Annotated in this window: 2 protein-coding genes; one reads left to right on the forward strand and one right to left on the reverse strand. The window is 53.8% G+C overall.

The features are described 5' to 3' along the window. Window positions 1-87: 87 nt before the first annotated feature. Window positions 88-267, reverse strand: coding sequence for a hypothetical protein (locus LKK83_RS06615; RefSeq protein WP_324630179.1), 180 nt, complete (start codon window positions 265-267; stop codon window positions 88-90). 83 nt (window positions 268-350) lie between these two features. Here LKK83_RS06615 and LKK83_RS06620 point away from each other — a divergent pair, with 83 nt between their 5' ends. Further along, on the forward strand, window positions 351-1010 hold the full coding sequence (locus tag LKK83_RS06620; protein ID WP_324630180.1) for an NAD(P)-dependent oxidoreductase: 660 nt from the start codon (window positions 351-353) through the stop codon (window positions 1008-1010). Window positions 1011-1012: the final 2 nt, after the last annotated feature.

Here is a 1012-nt window from a genome sequence, read left to right on the forward strand (position 1 = left end):
ATTGGAAACGAATTGGGCAATTTTCCCCTAAGAAAGTTAAACTGATTCGCAGGTCAAACAAACTGTGCGTTGTTTAAGTCACGACGGTTAAAACCGTCGTTCGTCTTTCCTCCCCGAACTAAAGTTACGGGGATTCCAGACTCTCGATCGCTTTCCTTGAGTGGCAACATAGGGGGTTGCAGGCACTGCGTCGGCTGCGATCGCGATCGCAACTATCGGCGATTCGCTTCGCAATTCCCGGCATGAGTTGCGATCGCTGCCCTTCATTGAACGGAAATCAAAAACGCGATACCTTAAAGTTCAAGTTTCGCCAAATCAAGCAAAAACGAACTGATTCGGGAGGTTGATGCGTGCAGGTAGCAGTTCTGGGCACCGGGTTAATGGGGCTAGCGATGGCTGAAAAACTTTTGTCGGCCAAGGTTTCGGTGGTGGCGTACAATCGAACGCCAGAGAGAATGGAACCGCTTCGCCAAGCCGGTGCGGTGTTGGCGAATTCCCCTGATGAGGCGATCGCCCAATGCGATTGCGCGATCGCCATGCTCTCCAATGCCACGGCGATCCGCGAGGTGGTATTGTCTGAGCGCTCTCGTCCCCATCTGCAGGGACGAACCATCATTCAGATGGGAACCATCGCCCCGAGTGAAAGCCGCGAGTTTGCCTCGCAAATCGCGCAATTCGAGGGGGACTATTTCGAAGCGCCGGTTCTCGGTAGCATTCCCCAGGTGAAGTCGGGCAGCTTGCAAGTCATGGTGGGGGGTACCCGGGAGCAATTTACCCAGTGGTCTGAATTTTTAAAACATTTTGGCGAACCGCAACGCATCGGCGAGGTGGGTGAAGCAGCGGCGCTGAAATTGGCACTCAATCAACTGATTGCGAGTCTGACCACGGCGTTTTCGTTGAGCTTGGGTTTCGTGCAGCGCCAAGGGGTTGATGTGGAGGTGCGATTCGTTCCCGCAAAAGTGGAGGGTAAATGCCTGAAACGTAAGCGGGGCAAGGAACACAGTCCCTAAAG

It is taken from the genome of Phormidium sp. CCY1219 (assembly GCF_035615515.1).
GTDB lineage: Bacteria > Cyanobacteriota > Cyanobacteriia > Cyanobacteriales > Laspinemataceae > CCY1219.